This is a genomic window from Niallia sp. Marseille-Q9988 (assembly GCF_976954375.1).
The window spans coordinates 1-17,690 of record NZ_CDRJSZ010000025.1 but is presented as its reverse complement, the minus strand read 5'-3'; the positions used below and the strand labels follow the sequence as shown (position 1 = coordinate 17,690).

23 protein-coding genes are annotated in these 17,690 nt (G+C 33.7%); 15 read left to right on the top strand and 8 right to left on the bottom strand.

The window, feature by feature from the left end:
- Positions 1-47 precede the first annotated feature (47 nt).
- The 8 genes from spoVK (at position 48) to ACWNMZ_RS25115 (ending at position 7,579) form a co-directional block, all read left to right on the top strand.
- The gene (gene spoVK / locus ACWNMZ_RS25150) at positions 48-1,001 is read left to right on the top strand and encodes a stage V sporulation protein K (RefSeq protein WP_031538270.1); all 954 of its coding nucleotides are present in this window, start codon (positions 48-50) and stop codon (positions 999-1,001) included.
- Positions 1,002-1,178: 177 nt separating this feature from the next.
- Positions 1,179-2,453, top strand: a complete 1,275-nt coding sequence (gene hflX, locus ACWNMZ_RS25145; RefSeq protein WP_031538271.1) for a GTPase HflX — start codon at positions 1,179-1,181, stop codon at positions 2,451-2,453.
- Complete coding sequence (locus ACWNMZ_RS25140) at positions 2,454-3,722, top strand: methionine gamma-lyase family protein (protein ID WP_031538272.1); 1,269 nt, start codon at positions 2,454-2,456, stop codon at positions 3,720-3,722.
- Between the two features lie 111 nt (positions 3,723-3,833).
- Complete coding sequence (locus ACWNMZ_RS25135) at positions 3,834-4,253, top strand: MerR family transcriptional regulator (RefSeq protein ID WP_031538273.1); 420 nt, start codon at positions 3,834-3,836, stop codon at positions 4,251-4,253.
- A 33-nt stretch (positions 4,254-4,286) separates the two neighbouring features.
- Entirely contained in the window at positions 4,287-5,624 is a 1,338-nt protein-coding gene (gene glnA, locus ACWNMZ_RS25130; protein WP_031538274.1) for a type I glutamate--ammonia ligase, read from the top strand.
- 917 nt (positions 5,625-6,541) lie between these two features.
- Positions 6,542-6,952, top strand: coding sequence for a glycoside hydrolase domain-containing protein (locus ACWNMZ_RS25125; protein WP_251629917.1), 411 nt, complete (start codon positions 6,542-6,544; stop codon positions 6,950-6,952).
- A 30-nt stretch (positions 6,953-6,982) separates the two neighbouring features.
- Positions 6,983-7,195 carry a hypothetical protein gene (locus tag ACWNMZ_RS25120; protein ID WP_251629915.1) on the top strand — a complete coding sequence of 71 codons (213 nt, stop codon included), beginning with the start codon at positions 6,983-6,985 and terminating at the stop codon, positions 7,193-7,195.
- A 114-nt stretch (positions 7,196-7,309) separates the two neighbouring features.
- Positions 7,310-7,579, top strand: a complete 270-nt coding sequence (locus ACWNMZ_RS25115) for a LysM peptidoglycan-binding domain-containing protein (RefSeq protein ID WP_251629914.1) — start codon at positions 7,310-7,312, stop codon at positions 7,577-7,579.
- 188 nt (positions 7,580-7,767) lie between these two features.
- Here the strand turns inward: ACWNMZ_RS25115 and ACWNMZ_RS25110 are convergent, their stop codons facing one another.
- Positions 7,768-8,583: an HNH endonuclease gene (locus tag ACWNMZ_RS25110; RefSeq protein ID WP_251629913.1), complete on the bottom strand. Its 816-nt coding sequence runs from the start codon at positions 8,581-8,583 to the stop codon at positions 7,768-7,770.
- A gap of 120 nt (positions 8,584-8,703) precedes the next feature.
- Here ACWNMZ_RS25110 and ACWNMZ_RS25105 point away from each other — a divergent pair, with 120 nt between their 5' ends.
- Positions 8,704-9,510, top strand: coding sequence for an SMI1/KNR4 family protein (locus ACWNMZ_RS25105; protein ID WP_251629911.1), 807 nt, complete (start codon positions 8,704-8,706; stop codon positions 9,508-9,510).
- Between the two features lie 72 nt (positions 9,511-9,582).
- Here ACWNMZ_RS25105 and ACWNMZ_RS25100 read toward each other — a convergent pair whose 3' ends face one another.
- Positions 9,583-9,792, bottom strand: coding sequence for a helix-turn-helix domain-containing protein (locus ACWNMZ_RS25100; protein ID WP_251629910.1), 210 nt, complete (start codon positions 9,790-9,792; stop codon positions 9,583-9,585).
- A 201-nt stretch (positions 9,793-9,993) separates the two neighbouring features.
- Here ACWNMZ_RS25100 and ACWNMZ_RS25095 point away from each other — a divergent pair, with 201 nt between their 5' ends.
- Entirely contained in the window at positions 9,994-10,332 is a 339-nt protein-coding gene (locus ACWNMZ_RS25095; RefSeq protein ID WP_251629909.1) for a ParM/StbA family protein, read from the top strand.
- 11 nt (positions 10,333-10,343) lie between these two features.
- On the opposite strand, the gene ACWNMZ_RS25090 is transcribed toward ACWNMZ_RS25095, so the two are convergent.
- The 3 genes from ACWNMZ_RS25090 to ACWNMZ_RS25080 form a co-directional block, all read right to left on the bottom strand.
- Positions 10,344-10,823: a hypothetical protein gene (locus ACWNMZ_RS25090; protein WP_251629907.1), complete on the bottom strand. Its 480-nt coding sequence runs from the start codon at positions 10,821-10,823 to the stop codon at positions 10,344-10,346.
- Between the two features lie 712 nt (positions 10,824-11,535).
- Positions 11,536-12,123, bottom strand: a complete 588-nt coding sequence (locus ACWNMZ_RS25085) for a hypothetical protein (RefSeq protein ID WP_251629901.1) — start codon at positions 12,121-12,123, stop codon at positions 11,536-11,538.
- Positions 12,124-12,402: 279 nt separating this feature from the next.
- The gene (locus ACWNMZ_RS25080; protein WP_251629932.1) at positions 12,403-12,798 is read right to left on the bottom strand and encodes a ferritin-like domain-containing protein; all 396 of its coding nucleotides are present in this window, start codon (positions 12,796-12,798) and stop codon (positions 12,403-12,405) included.
- A 440-nt stretch (positions 12,799-13,238) separates the two neighbouring features.
- On the opposite strand from ACWNMZ_RS25080, the gene ACWNMZ_RS25075 reads away from it, so the two are divergent.
- Positions 13,239-13,460, top strand: a complete 222-nt coding sequence (locus ACWNMZ_RS25075) for a WYL domain-containing protein (RefSeq protein WP_251629900.1) — start codon at positions 13,239-13,241, stop codon at positions 13,458-13,460.
- Between the two features lie 359 nt (positions 13,461-13,819).
- On the top strand, positions 13,820-14,134 hold the full coding sequence (locus ACWNMZ_RS25070; RefSeq protein ID WP_251629898.1) for a CotD family spore coat protein: 315 nt from the start codon (positions 13,820-13,822) through the stop codon (positions 14,132-14,134).
- A gap of 119 nt (positions 14,135-14,253) precedes the next feature.
- Here the strand turns inward: ACWNMZ_RS25070 and ACWNMZ_RS25065 are convergent, their stop codons facing one another.
- The 3 genes from ACWNMZ_RS25065 to ACWNMZ_RS25055 all read right to left on the bottom strand — a co-directional run bounded on the left by ACWNMZ_RS25065 (position 14,254) and on the right by ACWNMZ_RS25055 (position 15,141).
- A complete protein-coding gene (locus ACWNMZ_RS25065; RefSeq protein WP_081836718.1) occupies positions 14,254-14,361 on the bottom strand; it encodes a YjcZ family sporulation protein in 108 nt (35 codons plus the stop codon).
- A 284-nt stretch (positions 14,362-14,645) separates the two neighbouring features.
- A complete protein-coding gene (locus ACWNMZ_RS25060; protein ID WP_251629896.1) occupies positions 14,646-14,747 on the bottom strand; it encodes a YjcZ family sporulation protein in 102 nt (33 codons plus the stop codon).
- A 238-nt stretch (positions 14,748-14,985) separates the two neighbouring features.
- Entirely contained in the window at positions 14,986-15,141 is a 156-nt protein-coding gene (locus tag ACWNMZ_RS25055; RefSeq protein WP_192840935.1) for a hypothetical protein, read from the bottom strand.
- 328 nt (positions 15,142-15,469) lie between these two features.
- Between ACWNMZ_RS25055 and ACWNMZ_RS25050 the strand changes: the two genes are divergently transcribed.
- The 3 genes from ACWNMZ_RS25050 to ACWNMZ_RS25040 are packed head-to-tail and all read left to right on the top strand — an operon-like array spanning position 15,470 to position 17,525.
- Entirely contained in the window at positions 15,470-16,051 is a 582-nt protein-coding gene (locus ACWNMZ_RS25050) for an LOG family protein (protein ID WP_251629894.1), read from the top strand.
- Positions 16,052-16,098: 47 nt separating this feature from the next.
- Entirely contained in the window at positions 16,099-16,947 is an 849-nt protein-coding gene (locus tag ACWNMZ_RS25045; protein WP_251629892.1) for a GNAT family N-acetyltransferase, read from the top strand.
- Positions 16,948-16,994: 47 nt separating this feature from the next.
- Positions 16,995-17,525 (top strand): YfiT family bacillithiol transferase, encoded by a 531-nt coding sequence (locus ACWNMZ_RS25040; RefSeq protein WP_251629889.1) that lies wholly within the window; start codon positions 16,995-16,997, stop codon positions 17,523-17,525.
- Positions 17,526-17,690 lie beyond the last annotated feature (165 nt).

The following is a 17,690-nucleotide window of genomic DNA, read 5'->3' as shown; positions in this document are numbered from 1 at the left end:
TGATGGGCGAGATTTTTAGCGTTTTGTTTTAAGAGGAGGTGTGGCTTTTGGAGCATCCAATCCGGATGAAGAATAATGGACAGATCAGCGTAGTAATCAATTCACAGAAAAAGAAGGTTCTTCCAAAGGAAAAGCCAGAAGCTGAGTCAATCAAAAGAACTGTTCCAAGTGAACACGAAGCACTTAGGGAAATTGAGGCTGAATTAGGAAGCCTTGTAGGCATGGATGAAATGAAAAAAATGATAAAAGAGATATACGCATGGATTTATGTCAATAAAAAGCGAGAAGAAAATGGTCTGAAAACGGGGAAACAGGCACTGCATATGATGTTTAAAGGCAATCCAGGTACAGGGAAAACAACGGTTGCAAGGCTAATTGGCAAGCTTTTTCAAAAAATGAATGTCTTATCAAAAGGTCATTTAATTGAAGCAGAGCGTGCTGATTTAGTTGGCGAATATATCGGACATACAGCCCAGAAAACAAGGGATCTTGTAAAAAAAGCAATGGGAGGAATTTTATTTATTGATGAGGCCTATTCGCTAGGGCGAGGCGGAGAGAAGGATTTTGGAAAAGAAGCAATCGATACATTAGTAAAGCATATGGAAGATAAACAGCATGACTTTATTTTAATATTGGCAGGCTATTCAAGGGAAATGGATTTTTTTCTATCCTTAAACCCTGGTCTCCACTCTAGGTTCCCCCTTGTCATTGACTTTCCTGATTATTCCACCGATCAGCTAATGGAGATTGCAGATCGTATGCTAAAAGAAAGAGAATATGCATTAAGCCATGAGGCGGAAAAAAAACTAAAAGAACATCTTTCCTATGTACGAAATATCCAGCATCCAAAAAGCTTTTCAAATGGTCGATACATCCGCAATATCATCGAGAAATCGATAAGAGCCCAAGCCATGCGCTTATTAATGCAAAGTAATTATGATAAATACGAACTAATGACAATAAGAAGTAATGATTTACTGTTAGACTCTAATGAAAAATAAGGTTTATAGGCTATTCTTAAAAGAGTTGTTTACTTTTTGGAATAGCTTTTTTACATTCTTTTTCAAATTCATTTTTACTTCGTTATAATTTGGGTAATCTTATAAAGAGCAAATAGATGAATTGGATTTTGTTTGCTATAATAGATGAAGTTCGGCATGGAAAGAAGGGTTACATAGTTGAAAGAAACCAAAGTTGATAAAGAAAAAGTAATCCTGGTTGGTTGTGAAACACAAAATGACGCTGCCAGATTTGAATATTCAATGGAAGAACTTGCAAATTTAACGAAAACAGCGAATGGACAAGTAGTTGCAACATTAACGCAAATGCGAGAAAGAATTCATCCTTCTACCTATATTGGCAAAGGGAAAGTAGAAGAATTAGAAACTCTTGCAGAAGAATTAGAAGCAGACTTAATCATTTTTAATGATGAATTATCACCAAGTCAGGTTCGCAATGTATCAAAGAATTTGGATGCAAGAATCATTGACCGCACCCAGCTTATTCTAGATATATTTGCATCGAGGGCAAGATCAAAAGAAGGGAAGCTTCAAGTAGAGCTAGCCCAATTGCAATACCTTTTGCCGCGATTAGGTGGACAAGGTCTCCAATTATCCAGACTTGGCGCAGGGATTGGGACAAGAGGGCCTGGTGAAACGAAGCTTGAGTCAGATCGAAGACATATTAGACGAAGAATTGATGATATTAAAAGCCAATTAAGCGTTATTGTCGAACATAGAGATCGCTATCGTGAAAGACGGAAGAAAAATAGAGCCTTCCAAATCGCATTAGTTGGTTATACGAACGCAGGAAAATCTACTTTGTTTAATCGTCTCTCAGAAGCAGATTCATTTGAAGAAGATATCTTGTTTGCAACATTAGATCCAATGACTAGAAAATTGATTTTGCCAAGTGGCTTTTCGGCACTTATTACGGATACAGTAGGATTTATTCAAGATTTGCCAACAACATTAGTTGCCGCATTCCGGTCTACCTTAGAAGAGGTACGCGAAGCAGACTTATTGCTTCATATTGTGGATAGCTCAAATGAGGAATATTATCAGCATGAGGAAACAGTACATAAATTACTAGAAGATTTGGAAATACCTGCGATTCCACATTTAACTGTCTATAATAAAAAAGATTTGGTGCATTCGAAATTTGTGCCAACATCAAAGACAGAAAGCATTTTAATTAGCGCTTTTGATAAGGAAGACAGGGAAAGGCTGAAGCAAACGATTGAACAAATCATGATTGAAAACATGGAATATTATGAAACAACGGTTGAAAGCAATAATGGTAAATTATTGTCACAGCTTAAAAATGAGACAGTACTTCGGAGCTTAATTTTTGATGAAGAAACACAAACCTATTTATGTAAAGGGTATGCCTTAAAAGAACATGCTATTTTAAAATATAAAAAGCCGATAGAAGTAGAGGAATGGGAGAAATAGATGTATAAGCAGTTAACATATGGAACACAGCTAGAAACGTTAGTAAATGAAGTGGAAGAACAAATTAAAGAAGTCCATCAAGCTATTGATAAAAGAATCGATACCAATCAATTTCGTGTCTTATCAAGCTTTCAAAATCACCGGGTAAGTGAATCCCACTTTATCCCATCAACTGGCTATGGATATGATGATAATGGCCGTGACACGTTAGAAAGCATTTATGCAGAAGTATTTGGTGGGGAAGCTGGTTTGGTGCGACCACAAATTATTTCTGGAACACATGCTATTAGCACAGCGCTGTTTGGGATCTTGCGGCCTGGCGATGAACTTCTGTATATTACAGGTAAACCATATGATACATTAGAAGAAATCGTAGGAATTAGAGGCGAAGGCATAGGATCTCTACGTGAGTTTAATATTGGCTATAACAGTGTGGAATTGCTTCCAAACGGGCAGCCTGATTATGAAAAAATTGCTACATCCATTCATGCAAATACAAAAATGATTGGCATACAACGCTCCAAAGGGTATGCAACAAGACCTTCTTTTCCAATTGCGGAGATTGAGAAAATGATTGCCTTTGTAAAAGAGATTAAAGAAGATGTCGTTGTATTTGTTGATAATTGCTATGGAGAGTTCGTAGAAGATCTCGAGCCATGCCATGTTGGTGCAGATTTAATGGCTGGATCGTTAATTAAAAATCCAGGTGGCGGAATAGCGAAAACGGGTGGATATATTGTTGGGAAAGAGGAGTTTGTAAAAGCATGTTCTTATCGAATGACTTCCCCTGGAATCGGAGCTGAAGCGGGTGCTTCTCTTTATAGCCTTCAAGAAATGTACCAAGGTTTTTTCCTTGCTCCACATGTTGTTGGACAAAGCTTAAAAGGAGCTATTTTCACAGCAGCAATGCTAGAGCGATTAGGAATGAATTCCTCTCCTAGCTGGAATACAAAGAGAACAGACCTTATTCAGTCTGTTCAGTTTGATGATAAAGACAAAATGATTGCTTTTTGCCAAGCCATTCAATATGCATCGCCAATAAACTCCCATGTGACGGCATATCCAAATTACATGCCAGGTTATGAAGATGATGTTATTATGGCAGCAGGAACGTTTATTCAAGGGGCAAGCATCGAATTAACAGCAGATGGTCCGATCCGACCACCATATGTAGCTTACGTACAAGGGGGATTAACCTATTCCCATGTGAAAATTGCGATATGTATCGCGATTAACCGATTACTAGAACAAAAACTGATTACTATTTGAATATAGTAATCAGTCACATGAATTGGGAAGAATTTGTAACATTAGTTGACATCTTTTTTTCCCAATCATATAATGAAGGTGGATTAAATCAATTTAAAGGAGCCGAATGCTATGTCTGGTAGTCAAATTCGTCGATCGATGCCTCTTTTTCCAATAAGTATTGTCATGCAATTAACAGAGCTGTCTGCTCGACAAATTCGTTACTATGAAGAACACGAATTAGTGGCTCCAGCAAGATCAGATGGCAATAGAAGACTTTTTTCATTATCGGATATTGATAAATTATTGGAGATTAAAGATCTAATTGATCAAGGAGTAAACCTTGCTGGAATTAAACAAATTTTCTCTGTTCAAGAAAAACAAGTGCTGACAGATGAAGTGAAGAAAGAAGCAGAAAAAGCACGCAGAGAATTATCGGATGAGGATTTACGCAAATTATTGCGCAAAGAATTATTAAATGCAGGTCGCTTTAATAATACTCATCGTCCCTCTATGAGACAAGGAGACATGTCTCGTTATTTTCAAAAATAGATAAGAAGAAAAGTAGGGAGTGGAGGAATAGTCGTGGCTAAAAATTACACTAAAGATGACATTAGAAAGTTTGCAAGTGAAAGTAACGTAAAATTTATCCGCTTACAATTTACGGATATCTTAGGAACAATCAAGAATGTGGAGATTCCAATCAGCCAGCTAGATAAGGCATTGGATAACAAAATGATGTTTGATGGTTCCTCTATCGAAGGATTTGTTCGTATTGAAGAATCAGATATGTATCTATATCCTGATCTAAATACTTGGGTCGTTTTCCCTTGGACAGCTGAAAAAGGGAAAGTTGCACGTTTGATTTGTGATATCTACAACCCAGATGGAACACCATTTGAAGGCGATCCTCGTAATAATCTAAGAAGAATATTAAAAGAGATGGAAGACTTAGGATTCACTGACTTTAATCTTGGACCTGAGCCAGAATTTTTCTTATTCAAATTGGATGAAAAAGGCGCACCATCTCTAGAGCTTAACGATAATGGTGGTTACTTTGATTTAGCACCTACAGATTTAGGGGAAAACTGTCGTCGTGATATCGTATTAGAATTAGAAGAAATGGGCTTTGAAATTGAAGCTTCTCACCATGAAGTAGCACCTGGTCAGCATGAAATTGATTTTAAATATGCAGATGCAATTACAGCATGTGACCAAATTCAAACATTCAAATTAGTAGTAAAAACAATTGCTCGTAAGCATGGTCTACATGCAACATTTATGCCAAAACCATTATTTGGCGTGAACGGATCAGGGATGCACTGCAACCTTTCCTTATTCAAAAACGGCGAGAATGTTTTCTACGATCCAAAAGGTGAGTTAGAATTAAGCGATACAGCACTTCAATTTATTGCCGGCATCGGTAAGCATGCTACTAGCTTTACAGCTATTACTAACCCGACTGTAAACTCATATAAACGCCTAGTTCCTGGCTATGAGGCACCTTGCTATGTAGCATGGTCTGCTCGAAATCGTTCCCCATTAATGCGTATTCCAGCATCACGTGGCCTAAGCACTCGTGTAGAAGTACGTAGCGTGGACCCAGCAGCAAATCCATACTTAGCTATGGCAGCTTTACTTAAAGCAGGACTTGACGGAATTGCCAACCAATTGACTCCTCCAGCTCCTGTAGATAGAAATATCTACATCATGAGCAAAGAAGAAAGAATTGCAGAAGGCATTGTTGACTTACCATCAACCCTAGCCCATGCATTAGAAGAATTAAAACAAAATGAAACAATGATCGACGCACTAGGCGAGCACATCCTTGTTCACTTTGTTGAGGCAAAAGAGATTGAATGGGACATGTTCCGCACCCAAGTCCATCCTTGGGAGAGAGATCAATACATGGAAATGTATTAATAGAGGGAAGCCTTGGTATATCAATTATCAGGGCTTTTTTCTATTTCGGGCAAATTAACAATAATACTTTATTTTTAAGAACTGGCCGATAACTGTCCAATTTTTTTCGTTGAATTAATTAAGAACATTTTTCCTATGCTCCTCTTGATTTTTCATTCTTTCTTCTTCGATTTTTTACTAATATGAGAATTCACATCAGATGTAATACTTATACTTCCATGTCAAGTCTTTTTTGAATGTAACTCATATCTGCACCAGCTTCCATTTATAAGTCAGCATGTGTGTGTCTTGTTGAATGGATAGGTAAAGAAGGGAGACAATATTTTCTTAGTATTCTTGCAAAAGCATAAAGTGAAGAATTATGCTTATTAACATTTCTTTCATGTAATTCATACGTATTTTTTCGAACAGAACATTACATATATTATCTTTAAAAAAGGTTTTTTAAGGTATATCTCTTTGCTCGTAACCTTTCCCTTTCATTCTCTCCATTTCTTCAGCAGATTAACTTTTCAGAAAAAATGGATTATTCAGAAGTTATATTTCAGACATTAAAAAAGGAAGATATATGCCAAGAGCTGAATCATTGTAGATAGGGAGTTTGAAGAAAGATGTGAAGGTATAGCTTGTAAGGTAAGAGGTGTGCAAAACCTACATCCTTTTAAATTGTAGGATAAAGCAGAGTAAAACATTGGTATTGTGAAGAACATTATAAGCAAACCCAACCCAACCCAACCCTTTGATAAAAAGGTGAAAGAAGAATTCTTAGACTATTAATCTAATCAAAGTCGGAGGAAATGTAAGTCGGGAAAGTAATTGGAACTTTATAAACGATACACATAAAAAGAGGCTGGGACAAAACCCTCCTTTTAGACGAAAAAGCCGTGAAATTTTACGAAAAGTAAAATTTCACGGCTTTGTTTTTTTTTTCAATAAAAATAAGGACCACTTCTGATAAAATAAAGTTACCACAACAACATATCATCAGAAAGCTGATTAGTATTTTTCAGAAAAGTAATAATGGAATTCAATTTCTTAGCAAGGAGCAGGGAATTTCTCATGCGAAAGAAGCTGAGGGTTTTGCAAAAACAGTTGGACAGCCAGAAGGGACAGCTATTTACTTTGCTGTAGACTTCGATGCTCAGTCTAGTCATTTGAGCAAAATTTTAGAGTTTGTGGAAGGTATTAAATCAGCATTGAAGGATTACAAGGTTGGAGTATACGGTTCTTACAATGTAATGCAAGTGGTGAAAGGAAACGTGGATTATTACTGGCAAACATATGCATGGAGTCGCGGCCATGTTGCTGATTTTATTCATATGCGCTAGTATGAAAATGATGTCAAAGTTGCTGGTGTAGTGATTGACCGAAATGATATTAAAAAAGAACCTGGTCATTGGTTAGATGTGAAAGTTGTTGCTCCAGAGGAAACAAAGGTAGGTAGTGAAATTGTTACAAAACCATCAACACCAAGTAAACGGAAAAAGAATAGTGATGGGACATACACGGTTGTAATTGGAGAACTCTTTCGGAGATTGCGGCTGATTTTAATGTGTCTGTCAAAGTTCTAGCCAATTGGAACAATATTGAAAATGCAAATTTAATTAGAGCTGGCCAAAAGTTAAAGTTTTCTTCAGATAAAAAAAGAAAATGCTGCCAAACCAGCTACAAGCTCAACTAAAAAAGTGACTAAGATATACAAGGTGAAAAGTGGGGATGCATTAAGTAAACTAGCATCTAAATGGGGTACTTCTGTTAAACGTCTCCAAGAATTAAATGGCATTAAGGACCCGAATAAAATTTATGTAGGACAAACATTAAAGTACGAAACAACTGGCAGTGTAAACAACACTAAGCTATATCATACGGTTGTAAGTGGAGACAATGTAACTAAGATTGCTAAGAAATATCAGTACAACCGTTGCAGCAATCAAAAAGTTAAATCCAAGTATTAAAAATATTGATAAAATCTATCCAAAGCAAAAAATCCGCATAAAGTAATGTGGATGGATATAAAATAGTTGTACAGCTTAGGCTCCACACAAAAGCCCTTCTCTTAGGTGAGAGGGGCTTATCTTTTAATTAGGTAAATATTCATAATTTTATAAAAATAAAGGCGGATATTTTCTATCTTATTATTTGTTTACCAGCTACCCCAAATAGATTTGCCGCCGGTATGGCCAGTTTTATCATGTGAATTTTTATGAACTAATTGGAAATTTCCTGATTTCTCATGGTGATGTAATCTAAAGTCATCAGGGAATTTTCCATTTTTTATTTGATTAATCTGCTTTTGATTAAATAATTTAGAATAATTGAAATCAGAAGTCACAGCTTTTTTTACATCACCTTTTATTTGATTCCAAACCGTTGATTTAGACGACTTCCAATATTTAGATGAAACTGTAAAAGATTTACCAGGGAATACGGGGAAAGAATTTTTATTATAGAAAGTTTTAGTCACTGGGTGATATTTATTAGCCATATGACAATTCTTAACCGTTTCATATACCTTCTTACCATTTCCTTTAAAAACTTGAACTTCTACTGTTTTAGTTTTACCATTTGTTTTTATTCTTGTAGTAGGATAGATATTTATAGCTCCACCATAGGGAGGATTATTATTTTTTTCAGCTTCTTCTATTGCAGGCGCTTTATCAGGTGATTCTGAACCAGAATCAAAATCGATAATTGGTTCATCATCAAAATCATCAATATTTTCAGGTTCATCTTCTAAGGTTTCAACTGGTACTGTTTCTAGTTCGTCTATATTGTTATCTTCATAAGTCTCTAAATCTGGCTCAAGGTATTCATACTGTTCTTCTGTAACAAGATCGCTTGGATCTTTTGGGTATATATTTATATTTGGTGCAGCGTTAATATTTGCTTCGCTTAATGTACTAAAAATTAATAGAATTGGTAATAATACTGTTGCTATTTTTAAAATATATTTTTTCACAACTCTTCTCCTTTTTAATAAATTGGTATATTATTGTAACAAGTCAGAATATTTACCTAAATTACATAATATATTATTTTTTACAAAAATAAACATTTATTTGAAAGGAATGTTAAAAATATGAATATTTGGAAATCTGAAGAGAGTAGTTATACTCTAAATAATTTAACAAGTGAAGATATAAATAAAGCGGAAAAACATTTTCGTGTAAAATTGCCAAAGGCATATCTTGATATTTTAATGGAAAAGAACGGAGGAACCCTATTATATAATGCATTACCAATATCTCTAAATCGTTGGGAAGGAGATGATTTTTTATTAATTGAGTACCTATTTGGAATTAAAGAAAATGAAGGTATAATGGAGACAGACTATTATGTGAAAGAATGGGAGATAAATAGGAAAAATATTATTTTGCTAAGTGGTGATGGCCATCAATGGATTGCATTAGATTACAATAATTCAGAGAATCCTAAAGTTATCTATATAGATACAGAGGAAGACAAGATTATAGAATTATATTCATCGTTTGATGAAATGGTAGATAATCTTTTTATTCAAGAAGAAATTGAAGATGATCAAGTTGGCGAAGGTGCAATTATAATTACACTTGAAGAAGCAAGAAAATTAGTAAGAAGTAATGATATATCTGAAATTAAAAATGGACTTGATGCATTCGAACATTATATATATGAGGACAACATCTTAGCCGAACACCAAGATGATATCATTAGATTGTTAAAACATGATGAGGAGGATGTGGTCGAATACGCTGCACAAAAGGCTTGGAGTGCCATTACAATGGGCTATAATGTGAAAAGAGAATTTATAAATTATGTCATTTCAGATTTTGAAAAAAGACAAGATCAAATATTTAAAACGTTTCTATATCTTATATCTGAGTATTTAAATGATAATGAAAAATAAAGAAATAGTAAGAATATAAATTTAGTTAATGTAGTTTAAAAGAAGCCCTTCTCAATTGAGTTGGGCTGTTTTTTATTTCGAATAATCATTATCCTCAAATTCGTAAAAGTCATCCACTTTACAATTCAATATTTTCCCCAACAAAAATAATTTAGGCGTTCTTAAGAAGGATCTGCCAGCTAGAACATTCGATAGCTGAGTAGAGGAAATATCTAACTTCTTCGCAATAAAGCCTTTCCGTAATCCACTTTCTTCAATGTACTTATCAATATGTACCTTCATCCATAAACACCTCAGTATCAATATTCTGTACAATCTTGTAAAATCCTTTTTAATTTTTATTTAGATATTTTTTAACTTTTATTTTGAAAGACAGGCATTAATAGAGATAACGGCCATATAGTATATTAACTAGTTAATAGCAACGCAGAAAAATCAGCGGAAAATATTAACTACTTAATATTTTGCAAGAAGGTGAGACTCATGGAAATAGTAGGCATTGATCCTGGAAATGAGGAGGTTAAATATGCAAGTAGATTTGGAGTAGGCAATTTTAAAAGTGCCATTGGAGAATACCGTAATAGGCACATAGAAAGTAGTCACGGAAAGGATGATATGATATTCGAATTTAATGGAAGAAAAGGATTTGCAGGCACTCTGGCGCTTGCTGAATCAGAGTTTGGCGGCTCACTTATGGGAGATAGCAAAGCCCATGAGGATACAAAAATAAAATTCTTATTAGCATTACATTATCTACCTGGAACAACATATCAGATTGTTGTTGGTCAGCCGATTAAAAAACATATTCCATTAGAACCATAATTTAAATTTTCTTATATTGGTCTGTTGTTGAGCTCATTATTTGGCTCATTTTTATCGATCATTTTTTGAAATCCATAATTTAGCATTGCATATAGATAGGCAGATAGTAAAAGAAACTGACTATTTACCTTTTTGAGCTTATAAAAATTATGTTTTTCAAAAAAGCTATTGAATGGATATGCTAGTAAATAATCCATAATGCCATTTAGGAGGGCATATAACCAAAATTTTTTATAGGTGAAATGAAAAATGATGATATTTCCGACAAAATAAGGACCGAAAATAAATGTAAAGGCATTATTAATTCTCCCTTTTATCCCCCCTTTTACTTTCCACCATTTAAATTCCATGGAGAGTAATGTTTCCACTAATAAAAAAATAGTTGAAAACAAAGTAACTGGCAAAAACTTAAAAATAGATTTCTTAGGAATTACAAAAAATCCGCACCATGAAATTAATACAATGAGTATTCTCGTTGTTAATACAAACATAATAATTTTCTCCTTCTGAAGTAATTAATAGGTATTCTTCTTTATATAGAAGAATTTTATACCTTAAACAATGAGAAATTAATTAAATTTTGAACTTCAATATCATAAAATGATTGATATGGGGTTGTGGTGCAGAAGGGGATAAGTAATGTAAAAAAATGTGAAGGACGTTCTAGAATTAGTCTGGATGTGATGTGCAACAAAATTTTATTAGGTGAAGCAAAAGAGTTAAAATCTATAAAGTTCAGATATCCCATTAAGGATAAAATCCTTAATGGGATATCTGCTTAGTTTCATAACATATTTTTACTTCTCTGTTTTAAATATTATTACCTTGGATATAAAAATAGATATATCTGCACAATCAATAGTTTTGTATTTTTCATAACTTATATTGAAAGGACAAGCATTAATGTTTTTAAATAATATGATTGTTCTTGGATGTATTTTTTAATAAAGGTGGTGAATTTTATGCCATTTACAATTTTAGGTTTGATTTAACTGTTACAATTTTAAACGTTGATTTCAATGCAGATTTTAATTTATCAATTGTTGAAGAAACAGAAACACTTTCTTCAACAGTAAAAGCTTAATGCATAATTGAAAAGGGAAAGGAAGACTGCGAATATACTCGATTTGGGATATTCTGCAGTCTTCTTTGTATACATTCTTTCGTAAAGACTGCATATTTCAAAATAGATAATATTTATTACTACACTTCTTCATGGGGTACTAAATTTAAAAATTTGGCTAATTTAAGAAGGAGATATTGACGTTTATTATACATTTCATCTCTTAGATTACAAAAGTTCTTATAAGTAAATTCATCTTTTACGTTTTTGCGAATTTCTCCAAGGGCTTCCAAGGATTCGCGGATCTTTTCCACTTCTATTTGGTATGTCTTCTCTTTATCCTCATAATCTTTTATTTTGGCCTTTATATTCTCGGGTATGTAACTTTCTGGAATTAAAAGGGAAACCATCGCGTTAATTTTTTGTATGTCTATTTGATGCGATAAAAATATGCGGTGATTACCACCAGAAGCTACCGTATATTTTCTGTCAGGTAGTCGATATAAATGTAAATTTTCAGAGTCATCATCTATCCCACCTTTTTGTTTTACAGAGACTCGAAGCTCTTTCATTTTTTCGCTATTTCTAATTTTGCTAACTGGTAAGGATAGCCCGATAATATCATCAACAGGAACTGGAATAACACCATACTCAACTGTCACAAAGGGCTTATACGGTTTCACCACTTGTTCAAAAAGCATCCATCGTTTTCTAAATAATTTAATCAATGGATACACCTCCTAATTAAAGCTATTATAACTAGAGGTAGTCTAATTACAAAAAATTTTTTCAGTTTAGAAAAGGACTTGCATAGGGGGGAAGAGTTAACAGTGAAACAATTAGCCTTTGGTAAATTGTACTATTTTTAACAAAACACTAATTACATAATTAGGCAACTCATATTAATAAAAAGAGAATATCACTATTTATTAATATGAGTTGTTTTTACTTTTATAAAAATAGACTATATTCCTACTACGTTCAATAAATTCTGTTGTCTTGTTCTTTTATTTCATAAAATATAAAAACCAAACTGCATGATTTTGTTCATCATGGACAGCTCTTAAAAACTCATCTCTTAATTTAATGTTATCGGTTTGGTAGGCAATATCTAAATACATATCTACCGTTTGTTGTTCATCATTAAATGCAAAATCTATCCCTTTACTGTAGTCATCTGGACAGTGTTCAGAAATATGAGGTGTATGTTTTTTACCAGTTAATTGAGTATATAAATTGGAAAAGGTATTGAAATGGCTGATTTCATCTTTTCTAATTTCATTAATCACTGTTTTTTCTTTTTTTGTGGGAGCTAGATTCTTTAGTTTTTGATAACAAGCAATTGCAGAGTATTCCCCATCAATTGCATTGGAGATTTTGGAAAGTAAATCTGTTTGCCTCATGTGTAATGGTACATTCGAATTAAGATAATGGTAATTAGCATGTGGATCATATGGCAATTGTTTACTCCGATAGATTCTGTGACTGTTATGAACATAATGATGTAAAAGTTGATTCCATGGACCGTGGTAAGGCGCAGCATAGATTTGATAGATTGCCGCATCTAGTCCAGTTGTATTGGAGGGGTGCATAATCGATACTCCTTTGTTTTTGATTTATCCTATTCCAAAAAAAAACAATAGATAGTTGTCTTGATTAAATTGGGTGGCGAATTAGTGAAAATGCAGTTAGCATATAGCTATGAATTTTAATAAAATTAAACAGACAGTTACCAAATTGACAAAAGGCAATCCTTTTTTATAAATATAAGAACATTCGTTCGAAAAAACTTGTTTTCGAACGAATGTTCTTATATAATGTGTTTTAAAGGAGGGAGCTTAGGATGATAAAACAATTAGATAAAGCGTGGAAAGAAAAAAGACCTATAGAGATTGTTTATGTGAAAAAAGATGACTCTATATCCCAGCGAACGGTTCTTGTGTATGCAGTAACAGACACATACATTAAGGCGTTTTGTTTAAGGAAGAAGCAGCCACGCATTTTTAAAGTGGATTCCATCCTAGCTGTCTCCTTTAAATCGAAGTCATTTAAATTGTATGCATAAAAAAACTTTTCTCTTTCCGTAAAGAGCTTTTTGTAAATCCCAATTTATAAGAACTTTTATTCTTAAAAACATATAGCCATTAATAGAAAGATGTTAATTGTAATAGGTGAAGTATTCCTAAATAAAAGAAGAGAATCAGCAATTTAACAAGGTTTATGATGTGCTAGGTAGAATTACTATATTAAACATTTTTCTATGAGTAGATCTCCCAAAATAATATTCCACTTCTGTGCCGCTAGATATTCCTCTTAGTCCTTCAGCATATTTTAATAAAGATTAGTGTAAAAGCTCGGACAAGCTCTTTTTCCTTTCATACAATATATTGTAAGTGAAATTGATAATAGAAAGGAGCGAAAGAAATGGGTCGCCATAATAATAATAATGTGTTAGGTTCTAGTAATAATAATCATGGGAAAAAATGTCGAAATTGCGTTTCTCCAGTGAGAGATATCGTTCATCCTACTCAAACAGTTGTTCGAACAACAACAAATGAAAAAAGAATTCGTAATATTCACCCAACAGAAGTAATTAATGTAAATAGAACGGTAATTCGTAATGAAAATTATTTTCCAGTAACAGAAAGACAAGTGAACGAAACAGTTGTTGAAGATTTCGATTGTGGTACTGATGTAAATAATCCAAATAATTGCAGACCAAGAAGAAACTTCTTCTAATACTATGAAAGAAAAGGTACCCCAATAAAAAGGGTACCTTTTCGTATGCTATATGTATAATTTAAAGAATGATATTTTATGAAAAAAAGAAAGCACAAAAGTGCCTTCTTTTAACGAAATTAATATCCTCCCCAATAGGAAGCTCCAATGATGATCAACAAAATGAATAACACAACTAATAAAGCAAAGTTATTGTTGTAACCTCCACCGCTATAACAGTCTGACATATATGCCACCTCCTTCTACAAGTTACACCATATCTTATGTAGGTAAGAGTGAAAGGGAATGGACAAGTAACTAACGAGGGGAATAAAAGGCTATTTGATTAGAGACTTTTGAACATAAATGGCTTACGATTGGTGTCATAGAAACAGTTTTTACGAAATCAGCTTAATGGAAAGTAAATAAAAAAGTGCCTCAAATAAAGGGATTTCAAGGACATTACCTATTAAAGGGTAATAGATAATCTGTCAATGAATACCAACATTTTGAGACACTTTCAATCAGAAGATTAATAACCTCCTACATAAGATGCACCAATAATAACTAATAAAATAAATAATACTACGATTAATGCAAAGTTGCTTCCAAATCCGCCTCCATATTCAGACATACTAGTCACCTCCAACTATAGATTTACTATATAATATGGAAGTGATACTAGATGGTGTGGACAAGTTCATTATAATATGTACAAAAAGGTCTAAATAAAGAAATAAGTATATAAAATGTTATAGTCATTGTATGAAGGCATGCATGAATACCATAAGAAATAAAAAGAAGAATAACGCTTACATAATTTTTGAAAAATGAGTTGTCATTTAAAATGACAAAAAGCTAAAAGGATATGACTAATGTGTGCAAATATCTTCTAACATGGTAAATTGAGAATTATGAACAAGTTCTACCTTAAATACATTATAAATATCCCTAATTTCACAATAACCAGTATCATAGCAAAATAAAATTTTAAAGACTTTGCCTTTATACAATACGTTTCCTGACATTTTAATCCTCCTTGATATTAGGTGTACTTATATTGTTTTTCTTTCAAATACCCGCTAGATAAAACTCTTAAACCTATTTTTAAAAATATATTTTATTTTTGGACAATTTAAATCTAGGAATCAAAAAAATCCAATAAATTGTGATTGAAATAAGGCAAACACTATTTCTTTTCGTATTGGATTCCAGTTAAAATAGAAGGAGGGAGAAAATTTTTCCATTAATCTCGGTGTCTTATACTTATTTGCTAGTAAAAAGTGGACTTAGACCTAACTAATAGGTAAAAAGTAATGAAAAATTATCAGAATTTTGTTAAATGGAGGAATCAATATGAAAAGAATTGCTGTATTCTGTGGTTCAAGTACAGGAGCATCTAAAATTTATATCGAAGAAGCCATTGCACTAGGAAAAGAATTGGCGAGACGTGATTTAGAGCTTGTATATGGCGGTTCATGCATTGGGTTAATGGGAGCTCTTGCTGATAGTATGGTGGAAGAGGGTGGCAAGGTATTTGGCGTACTCCCTGATTTTCTTCAAGAAAAAGAAATAGCTCATCCACATTTAAGTGAATTAATTGTCGTAAAATCCATGCATGAAAGAAAGGCAAAAATGACAGAGCTAGCTGATGGGTTTATTACACTTCCAGGCGGTGCGGGCACAATGGAAGAGTTTTTTGAAATCTTTACTTGGGCACAGCTTGGTTTACATAAAAAACCTTTAGGGATTCTTAATATCAATCATTATTATGATCCCCTAGTTGGATTAATTAATCATATGGCCAATGCGGAATTTTTACAAGAACAGTATCGGAACATTGCGATAATCGATTCTAATCCAGCACAATTGCTTGATAAATTCTCGACCTATACTCCCCCTGGAATAAAAACATTTATTCAGGTGAGTCAGTCTTAAGCTTCTTTCATACATAAAAATTACTTGGGGTTTGGAGGAGAATTGTGGTGTTACTTGTTCAAAAGTTTTATGACGTAAATGATTTCAAGCGGGTGATGCTGCCACTTTTAGAAAAAGAAGAAGCAGTTAATGGCTTGCCACTAGGAATCTTAATGAATATAAATAAGATGATTAAGCCTATCATTATGGCTGGGGTTTATAAGGATGAACAACCAATTCTTATGCTGTTTCAGACACATCCAAAACAAATAATCGTCTCTATTTTTCCAGGGATGACTCCATTGGAGCTACCGTTAGTAAGTAAATTAATTCATGAAAATATAGAAGAAATTCCTGGTTTCATTGGCGAGAAAGCAATTGTGCAAGAGCTGGCTCAACATATTGCTGCATTACGTCAAGTAAACGTTGTACTGGGGATGGATCAACGTATCTATCAACTAAATGAAGTGAAAAAGAAACCATCTAATGTTGGTCATTTCAGATGGATAACAAGTAGAGATCAGGCGCTAATTCAACAATGGATTTATGATTTCGCTCAGTCCATTAATCAGCCGTTAGAAATGGAACAGGCAGGAATACGTGCAGAGGAGATTATTCAAGGTGGGAAACTTGCTGGCTGGGAAGTAGATAATCAGTTAGTTAGTATGGCAAATGCAAGCAGACCTACGAAGAATAATATAACGATTAATTTTGTGTATACGCCAGAATCTTATAGAAGAAAAGGCTATGCCACAAATTGTGTTGCAGAACTTTCAGAACGGTTGTTAAAGAGTGGATATTCATCTACTAGCCTCTATACAGATATCACAAATCCAACATCCAATAAGATATACATGGATATTGGCTATGAACCAATGAAAGATTCTATTTTGCTATTTTTTGAGAAGAAAAACTAACTTACTATTAATTTACGATTTCTGTATGATGAAAGGGGAAATGAGAAGTGGATGAAAGGTATCCAATTGGTTTATTTGAATATGAAAGACAGATTTCAGAGGAAGTTTTACATAGATGGATTTCAGAAATAGAGGAATATCCATCTAAACTTGAGAAAAAAATAGCCCTATTGACAGAGGAACAGTTAGATACTCCCTATCGACAAGACGGCTGGACAATTCGTCAAGTAGTACACCATGTAGCAGATAGTCATATGAACGCATATATACGGACAAAGCTTGCCTTAACTGAACAGAAGCCGATTATTAAACCATATGAAGAAGGACTATGGGCACAGCTTCCCGACTATTCCATGCCTGTAAATGTGTCCATCCAATTGCTTTTCAATATTCATACAAGATGGGTTCATTTATTTCGAGCTCTGCTTCAGACAAATGAATTAGAGAAGGAATTCCAACATCCAGAAAGTGGTACTCAATCTGTTCGATTATTAATTGGAAATTACGCATGGCATGGTCGTCACCACCTCGCTCATATTACGAATCTGTGTGAAAATAAAGGATGGAAAACGGAATAGTTGCTGTAAAAAAAAGGAGAGAATAAGAAACAATTTTATGGACTAACCTAAAATAGTGAGACAATATAAAACACCTCCAAAATGGCAATACTTGAGATAAGTATTGTGACATTATTCGGAGGTGTTTTTGCGTGGGCAAAAAAACTGTATATACAAAAGAGATTA

Bases quoted from the DNA above. Each gene is read 5' to 3' on its own strand.
- ACWNMZ_RS25140 (WP_031538272.1), top strand. From the start codon at position 2,454: ATGTATAAGCAGTTAACATATGGAACACAGCTAGAAACGTTAGTAAAT.
- ACWNMZ_RS25135 (WP_031538273.1), top strand. From the start codon at position 3,834: ATGTCTGGTAGTCAAATTCGTCGATCGATGCCTCTTTTTCCAATAAGT.
- ACWNMZ_RS25105 (WP_251629911.1), top strand. From the start codon at position 8,704: ATGAATATTTGGAAATCTGAAGAGAGTAGTTATACTCTAAATAATTTA.
- ACWNMZ_RS25100 (WP_251629910.1), bottom strand. From the start codon at position 9,792: ATGAAGGTACATATTGATAAGTACATTGAAGAAAGTGGATTACGGAAA.
- ACWNMZ_RS25095 (WP_251629909.1), top strand. From the start codon at position 9,994: ATGGAAATAGTAGGCATTGATCCTGGAAATGAGGAGGTTAAATATGCA.
- ACWNMZ_RS25090 (WP_251629907.1), bottom strand. From the start codon at position 10,823: ATGTTTGTATTAACAACGAGAATACTCATTGTATTAATTTCATGGTGC.
- ACWNMZ_RS25080 (WP_251629932.1), bottom strand. From the start codon at position 12,798: ATGAGGCAAACAGATTTACTTTCCAAAATCTCCAATGCAATTGATGGG.
- ACWNMZ_RS25075 (WP_251629900.1), top strand. From the start codon at position 13,239: ATGATAAAACAATTAGATAAAGCGTGGAAAGAAAAAAGACCTATAGAG.
- ACWNMZ_RS25070 (WP_251629898.1), top strand. From the start codon at position 13,820: ATGGGTCGCCATAATAATAATAATGTGTTAGGTTCTAGTAATAATAAT.
- ACWNMZ_RS25065 (WP_081836718.1), bottom strand. From the start codon at position 14,361: ATGTCAGACTGTTATAGCGGTGGAGGTTACAACAATAACTTTGCTTTA.
- ACWNMZ_RS25060 (WP_251629896.1), bottom strand. From the start codon at position 14,747: ATGTCTGAATATGGAGGCGGATTTGGAAGCAACTTTGCATTAATCGTA.
- ACWNMZ_RS25055 (WP_192840935.1), bottom strand. From the start codon at position 15,141: ATGTCAGGAAACGTATTGTATAAAGGCAAAGTCTTTAAAATTTTATTT.
- ACWNMZ_RS25050 (WP_251629894.1), top strand. From the start codon at position 15,470: ATGAAAAGAATTGCTGTATTCTGTGGTTCAAGTACAGGAGCATCTAAA.